At 62.5% G+C, this 4,324-nt stretch carries 9 protein-coding genes and 1 pseudogene; 7 read left to right on the top strand and 3 right to left on the bottom strand.

Going from position 1 to position 4,324, the window contains the following annotated elements:
- On the top strand, nucleotides 1-208 hold a 208-nt coding region (locus MKL01_RS13395; protein ID WP_243905714.1), incomplete at its 5' end, for a hypothetical protein.
- A 216-nt stretch (nucleotides 209-424) separates the two neighbouring features.
- Here MKL01_RS13395 and MKL01_RS13390 read toward each other — a convergent pair.
- Nucleotides 425-673, bottom strand: coding sequence for a hypothetical protein (locus MKL01_RS13390; protein ID WP_243905713.1), 249 nt, complete (start codon nucleotides 671-673; stop codon nucleotides 425-427).
- Between the two features lie 153 nt (nucleotides 674-826).
- Here MKL01_RS13390 and MKL01_RS13385 point away from each other — a divergent pair, with 153 nt between their 5' ends.
- The 5 genes from MKL01_RS13385 to MKL01_RS13365 all read left to right on the top strand — a co-directional run bounded on the left by MKL01_RS13385 (nucleotide 827) and on the right by MKL01_RS13365 (nucleotide 2,675).
- On the top strand, nucleotides 827-1,054 hold the full coding sequence (locus MKL01_RS13385) for a hypothetical protein (protein ID WP_243905712.1): 228 nt from the start codon (nucleotides 827-829) through the stop codon (nucleotides 1,052-1,054).
- A 19-nt stretch (nucleotides 1,055-1,073) separates the two neighbouring features.
- Complete coding sequence (locus MKL01_RS13380; protein WP_243905711.1) at nucleotides 1,074-1,313, top strand: hypothetical protein; 240 nt, start codon at nucleotides 1,074-1,076, stop codon at nucleotides 1,311-1,313.
- Nucleotides 1,314-1,317: 4 nt separating this feature from the next.
- Complete coding sequence (locus tag MKL01_RS13375) at nucleotides 1,318-1,683, top strand: hypothetical protein (RefSeq protein ID WP_243905710.1); 366 nt, start codon at nucleotides 1,318-1,320, stop codon at nucleotides 1,681-1,683.
- A 322-nt stretch (nucleotides 1,684-2,005) separates the two neighbouring features.
- On the top strand, nucleotides 2,006-2,278 hold the full coding sequence (locus tag MKL01_RS13370) for a DUF6894 family protein (protein ID WP_243905709.1): 273 nt from the start codon (nucleotides 2,006-2,008) through the stop codon (nucleotides 2,276-2,278).
- A gap of 160 nt (nucleotides 2,279-2,438) precedes the next feature.
- Nucleotides 2,439-2,675, top strand: a complete 237-nt coding sequence (locus tag MKL01_RS13365) for a hypothetical protein (RefSeq protein WP_243905708.1) — start codon at nucleotides 2,439-2,441, stop codon at nucleotides 2,673-2,675.
- Nucleotides 2,676-3,097: 422 nt separating this feature from the next.
- Here MKL01_RS13365 and MKL01_RS13360 read toward each other — a convergent pair.
- Nucleotides 3,098-3,655 (bottom strand): annotated as a pseudogene (locus MKL01_RS13360) (PAS domain-containing protein); the annotation flags it as partial.
- A 106-nt stretch (nucleotides 3,656-3,761) separates the two neighbouring features.
- Here MKL01_RS13360 and MKL01_RS13355 point away from each other — a divergent pair.
- Nucleotides 3,762-4,031 carry a hypothetical protein gene (locus MKL01_RS13355; RefSeq protein ID WP_243905706.1) on the top strand — a complete coding sequence of 90 codons (270 nt, stop codon included), beginning with the start codon at nucleotides 3,762-3,764 and terminating at the stop codon, nucleotides 4,029-4,031.
- Between the two features lie 26 nt (nucleotides 4,032-4,057).
- Here MKL01_RS13355 and MKL01_RS13350 read toward each other — a convergent pair.
- Nucleotides 4,058-4,324: SOS response-associated peptidase family protein (locus MKL01_RS13350; protein WP_243905705.1), on the bottom strand; the 267-nt coding region annotated here is incomplete at its 5' end.

Below are 4,324 nucleotides of genomic sequence, written 5' to 3'. Positions count from 1 at the left end.
GGCAGGACGTCAGATGGGGCCGGCGGAGACGGCGCTGCGCGCATCGTGCACGGCCGACTATCGCCGTCTTTGCCCCGAGTCTGGCGATGATACCTCCGCAGTTGAAGCCTGCTTCCGACGGAAGATCGGCCAGATATCCCCAGGGTGCCAGGACGCCGCAGCCGAGTTCGGCGAGCAAGCCAAGGCCGAGCGGGCCACCCGCCGCTGACACAGGGCGGTCTGGAGATGCGAGGGCTACGATGCCGATGCCTGTAGCCCCCGAGCACGGCGAAGCCCTCCCGGTGTACGTCGCTCACCACCCGGCGGGCAAAGCCGCCTCTTGCGCTCGCGACATCGCCCGTCACTGCGCCGCCTACCGCGGGCCGATCGTCCGCAGCGCGCTGTTCCAGCTCGCCAGTACCGGGGTCGGTCTTCCTCGCCGGGCTCAGGCTTCCTTCAGGCGCTTGGCATTGAAGGCGACGTGTTCGCGGTAGCGAGCGATGACAGTCTCGGGCGAGCCGCCGAGCATCAGCGTGATGATCGCCTCACCGGCGGCATGCACCTTCTCGACCACCATTGACTGCATCTCGGCTCGGCCCTCGCGGCCGCCCCACGCGAGGCGTACCATGCGCAGCTCTATGACCTGCCACGACTCGATCGCGAGCATTACCGATGAAAAGATGGGATTATACACGATAAAAATCCGAGCTATGGCCGGGTTATCCGGGTCAGCGTGGCCTAAGACTGCTTTTATCCTCCATAAAAAATGTTAAGAAAAAACGTCGCACCATCGATACTAATTAAAATAGCAACTTATGACCTTGGGCCTAGTTCGATCCGTAGCTCAATGCTCACCGTCGCCCTTCCGCTGGCGGTTCTTTCGACAAAGGCTTCGATCATGGGCAGCGGTATATCTCTGTTATTTTTAGCGCTCGGTACGATTGGAGGCGTCGGTTTGCTCGCTTTGGCCGCACGGAAGCGGGTCGCTGATTTGAAGGGCGATCCTGAACGTTCCAGCCTCATCAAGGATCACGGCGGCGAGCCGCGTCCGAATATGCCTGGAACCGAGCATTGAACTCATGATCGCGGCTGAGATGACGATCGACGATCCGATTGAGGTTGCTGTGCTTAAACGAGCGCAGCAAAACTTTCTCGACAACGGTCCAAGCGACCGGATGTGGGAGGATCCTTCGCCTATGAAGGGATCCACGATGAGCGACTGTTTCGCTCTGAACGCAGATCAACGCGCTGCATTCATCACAGCGGCGCGGGCGGAGATCGCGTCTGAAGGGAGCATGACCGGCGCAACGGACATCACGACGAGACGGGAATAGACCGATGGACATGTTCGCTCCGGTTAAGTCCGAGAAGACCGACCTCGACGCCGTGCGGCGGTACGCGGTGAGCGTCATCGCACAATCCGAAGGTGAAGCCTTGCAGATGAGAGCGGTCACCCTCGCGCTGCTAGGCGGGATTATGTGGCGCAGCGCGCCGGGGTCGACCGAGATGACGCAGGACGAGGCGGGCGTCAAAGCTATCCTCTCGACCACTCTCGGCGGCCGCCATCTGACCTTTTCCTACGACCAAAATACCGAGGCGATCGAGATGCGCGAGGGAACGACCGACGGTCCCGTCCTGCACCGTTTCTGCAACCGGACTTTGATCGGAGACTTCGAGCGGACCTTCAGCGCCTTGTGGCGCTGAGAGTGGCCGATCCGGTCTCTTCATCGCTGACGATCGGGTTCGTCGGAACCGCGATCTGCACCCTGTCTGCGCGCGCTGGCCAGAAACCCGGTTCATCGTCTGCTCGGGCAGCATGCCACTCGAGGCCGTGCTGCTGCCGGAGACCGCCCACTTCATCGCCAAACCCTGCGACGGACGGCTGGTCCATCAGGCGCTGCGGCTGCACTGAGCAGTTCAAGGCCGGGCGACCCGTGATGGTGGCCGCCCGGCCGGCATCGCTTTCTGAAGAGCGCCAATACTCACCGCCGGCAACCGGAGGAGATGATCGGGGTTTGCGAGGCGTATGACCATGCTGGGGTGCCCCGTGCCGCGCTACTTCATCGACACCAACGACGACGACACGTTTGTTGAGGATGAGGAGGGCCAGATCCTGGCCGACGCCGAAGCCGCTCGGCAGATGGCTCAAGCATCGCTGCCGGATATGGCCCGCGAGAAGATGCCGAACGGCGACGGCCGAACCTTCTCTGCGGTTGTTCGCGACGAAGCCGGGACGGTGATCTACAGGGCGACGCTGAAGCTGACTGGCGAATGGAGCGCGGGTCAGAAGCCCTGCTAAATGGGGCTGTCGATGCGGCTCTCCGCGCGCGCAGCAGACCTGTCCGACGCTTGCTTCTACCGTAAGAGGCTTTAGGCTTGACTGAATGCTGACCACGTCTTCGGGCGTCAGCGGCTGAGCGATGACCGCGCTCCCGCCTGTCTGGACGAGAGGTGAGCGCATGGTCCGCAGCTATCGCCTGTTCGACGACCCTGAGTTCCCGAGCGCCTATCGCGCCATGACTGTAACCGGCGATGGTCGTGTGATGGCGAATTTGTCGCTTTTCGCTGGTAGCGACCTTGAAGCCATCGCAGCGGCCAAGGTTTTGGCTTATGACCAAGCTGTGGAATTATGGGACGACCTGTGCTTCATCGACCGGTTCGAGGCGGGGCTACAGCGGCCGGAATTCGAGGGGTGATGGTGCCCTCATCGGCACGGGCTTCGGTGTCCAAGATCGCTTGAACGCTGTCCGGGTGCTTTGGCACTCCCAGCAATCGAGCTAATCCATCAGCCACGCCTCGCCGGACCGCGTCCTCATGTTCGTGGTCATCCTTGCCGTCCACAATCGTAAAGCCCACGCGGGCGCTCCAGCGCATTTCCAACGTAGGTTAAATTAACCGATCGTCGGTGGTTCCAGGGAAATTGCGACCACTGGTTTGTGGATGATGCCGCCGTTGATGCGTGCGTCGTCGAAGGTGTTGCTGCTCAAGGCATGAAAGCCAACAAGTTGGCCTCGCGATCGCGGGCAGCGTGGCGCTGGCCAGCCCAATCGCCGATTACCGGTCGCGCAGCCTACCGCTCGATAACGGACGAGGCAGCGAGGATGATCATCTCATCCGCCTAATGGACGCGGTCGCCCGGCTTAGGCGGGGTAGTGTTCCGCGCGAGCAGCATACCGGCGACCCACAGCGCCTGTCGGAGTGCTGGCAGCATCTCCTTGGCGTGGTCCTGTTCGATGAGCCCGTGGGCGACGAGCAGGTAGTCGACGACGAGTTCAAGCGTCGAGACGGGTGGCGCCCCTTGGCGCGATGGCGGTGGGGCGAAGCGCGCGAGCGTGCCGTAGGCAGTTAGGGGTTCGGATCCGCTATCGACGAGTTCGGTCGTTGATCCGAGATAGCCGAGGAAGGTGTTGCCGGGCGGCCCGAAGGACGGGACGGCGCCGATCAACACCCAGGTGTAGTGCCCGTCAGGGCGCCGGAGCCGGAGGCGAAGGCTGAACTCGCTCTGTTGCTCGTGGGCGTCACGCAGGAAAGCGACCGCGGTTTCGTAATCGTCCGGATGGATGCGGCCGAACCAGCCGCGCTCGACAGCCTCAGCAGCGGCTTGTCCAGTGAACGTCGTCCATTCGGGGCTGACGTAGGTCACGCCACCGTCCGCCTTCGTGACGAAGATCATCCTCGGCGCTCCTTGGCTTCGGTCTCACGGTGACGCTGAAGCCCGGGCGCCAGATGTCAGACATACTCCCGTTTCGCCGGGTGTGTCGAATAGGCTTCGCCCTGTCACAATGCTGATGAGCCTCAGAACAAGAATTTATGGAACGATTTTTATCGGGATAATTTTCTACCTCATCATGGCAAGATCCGCTGAGCCCGATCGGGCCACTCTGCAACGGATCGCCGATGCGCTCGGCGTGCCCGTCGAACGGTTCTTCACCGACAGCTTGCCCGTCTACGCGGATGAGTGCCTGAACCTTTGGTCGAGGATCAAAACGGTGGAGGGGCGCCTCCGAGCCCTCGAAGCTTTGCGAACGATCGCTGACGAGGACCCGGTGTAGCGAGCGACGGGAGGGACGGCGGGCCGCTAATTCATATCGTCCGCTCGCCCGTCCCGGCGCGCGCCACGGGCGACGACGACCAGAGCATCATCGGCCAAGGGCCGCTGGAGATCCTTCGCGTCCGACCAGGGCGCCGACAGCCACGTCGCCCATTCCTCCGGCTTGGTGAGGATCACCGGCATCGCCTTCGGGTGAACCGCACCGACTTCGGCGTTCGGCTCGGTCGTCAGGAAGGCATACAGGTCGTCGGTCGTCTCGCCGTCCTTCACCTTCCGCACGCTCTGCCAGCCCTC

It is taken from the genome of Methylobacterium sp. J-070 (assembly GCF_022829385.1).
Taxonomy (GTDB): Bacteria; Pseudomonadota; Alphaproteobacteria; order Rhizobiales; family Beijerinckiaceae; genus Methylobacterium.
The sequence above is the reverse complement of the archived record's forward strand: the minus strand, read 5'-3'. Positions and strand labels throughout refer to the sequence as shown.

Excerpts from the sequence above, each read along its gene's own strand:
- MKL01_RS13385 (WP_243905712.1), top strand. The coding sequence starts at position 827 with ATGCTCACCGTCGCCCTTCCGCTGGCGGTTCTTTCGACAAAGGCTTCG.
- MKL01_RS13380 (WP_243905711.1), top strand. The coding sequence starts at position 1,074 with ATGACGATCGACGATCCGATTGAGGTTGCTGTGCTTAAACGAGCGCAG.
- MKL01_RS13375 (WP_243905710.1), top strand. The coding sequence starts at position 1,318 with ATGGACATGTTCGCTCCGGTTAAGTCCGAGAAGACCGACCTCGACGCC.
- MKL01_RS13370 (WP_243905709.1), top strand. The coding sequence starts at position 2,006 with ATGACCATGCTGGGGTGCCCCGTGCCGCGCTACTTCATCGACACCAAC.
- MKL01_RS13365 (WP_243905708.1), top strand. The coding sequence starts at position 2,439 with ATGGTCCGCAGCTATCGCCTGTTCGACGACCCTGAGTTCCCGAGCGCC.
- MKL01_RS13355 (WP_243905706.1), top strand. The coding sequence starts at position 3,762 with ATGCTGATGAGCCTCAGAACAAGAATTTATGGAACGATTTTTATCGGG.